Genomic DNA, 1,532 nt, shown 5'->3' on the forward strand with positions numbered 1-1,532 from the left:
CCAAGGCCGTGAAGTTTGCGGCTGGGGTGTGTTGTCAAGGGCTGGCGGCGGCGAGGATTTCGATGCTGGTGGTGGCTTTGTAGCTGGTCCGGTCGATGCGGGGGCCTCGGGCCTGGTACTTGGAGATGGCGCGTTTGACGATCCGGGGACTGATCCGCAGGCGCCGTGGGGGCAGCAGGCTGGCCAGGACGTGTCGGCCGATGGTGCCGGCCAGGTCGATGACAGTGCCGGCGATGACGCCCGCGGCCAGGATGATCTGGTCGCGGGCGGCCTGCCAGGCGATGGTGAAGCCGGCTCGGTCCGGATCGGTGCCGGGCCGGGTGCTGGTTGCATCCGCCATGGCCGTCCGCAGCAGCTGGTAGACCACCAGCAGCGCGTAGATCTCCTGCTCGATGCCTTCGGGGGTGCGGGCCCGCAGGACGCGGCCGCCGAGGATGGTCGACTTCAGTTCCAGGTAGGCGGTTTCGATCTCCCAGCGCTGGTGATACAGGGTGGCGAGTTCGGCTGCCGGGTGGCGGTGGTGGTCGAGCAGGGTGGTGGCCAGCCGGTAGAGGCCGGTGTGCTTCCCGGCGGTGGTAGTGATGGTGATCTCGCAGTCGACGACGCGAACCCGTACCGGGCCGAGCGTCGAGAGGTAGGAGCCGTCCCGGTAGCGGGCCAGGACCGGCATCCGGCGGCCGTTCTTGAGCCGGACCAGGACCTCGCTTCCGGTGGCCGCGATGCCGGCTATCAGTTTCTGGGCGGCGAAGTTGCGGTCGGCCAGCAGGATCATCCCCGGCCGGAGACTGGGCAGCAGGCGCGGCGCGTAGGTGGTCTCGCCCGAGGTAGTGGGGCCGAACACCGCGTCGATGAGGGTGCGGGTGCCGCAGGCGACCAGGGCGAGCAGGCGGATCTGCGGGTAGCCGGTCCCGCCGTGGTTGCCCGCCTGCTTGGTGAACCTGGTCAGGACGGCGGGACTGTCGGGCACGGTCAGGGTGGTGCCGTCGAGTGCGGCCACCAGCAGCCCGCGCCAGTGGGAAGGTGGTCCGTGCGGGGTTGCGGCGGGGCCGCGCAGCAGGTCGAACAGCCACCGCAGCGGCTTGCTGCCGACGCGTCGGCGGGCCTGGGCCAGCGCGCTCGCCGTGGGCGCGGCCACCGGTAAGCCGACGAGCGCCCCGGTGAGCTTGCGCCACACGCCGGGGTATCCCACCTCCGGGAACAGGCACGCGGCCAAAACCAGGTAGAGCACGACCCGAGAGGGCAGATCCCGCAACCGCGACTGCACAGCCCTGGTGGCGCTCAGCGCCTCGTCGACCATCTCGAAGGGCAGAAGCTGGGTGAGTTCACCGAGATGACCGGGCGCAAACCGGCCTCCGGCCACCGTGACGGCACGAGTGATGGCAGACTGTCCGGACAGCGGAGCCTCCGGTCCTTGTGAACGGCTGTCTTGGTCGACTGCCAGTTCTACCGGGGCTCCGCTCTTCATGTCCGGCCAAACCCTCACCTACAGGCCCCTGGACAACACCGCGAGACCCGTTAACTTCACGGCCTTG

The 1,532-nt window shown here is 69.7% G+C and carries 1 protein-coding gene; it reads right to left on the reverse strand.

Features of this window, described 5'->3' with window-relative positions; translation table 11 throughout:
• Positions 1-34 precede the first annotated feature (34 nt).
• Positions 35-1,360, reverse strand: a complete 1,326-nt coding sequence (locus AC067N_RS38865) for an IS4 family transposase (protein ID WP_478683676.1) — start codon at positions 1,358-1,360, stop codon at positions 35-37.
• Positions 1,361-1,532 lie beyond the last annotated feature (172 nt).

The organism is Streptomyces sp. NPDC042364 (assembly GCF_056437585.1).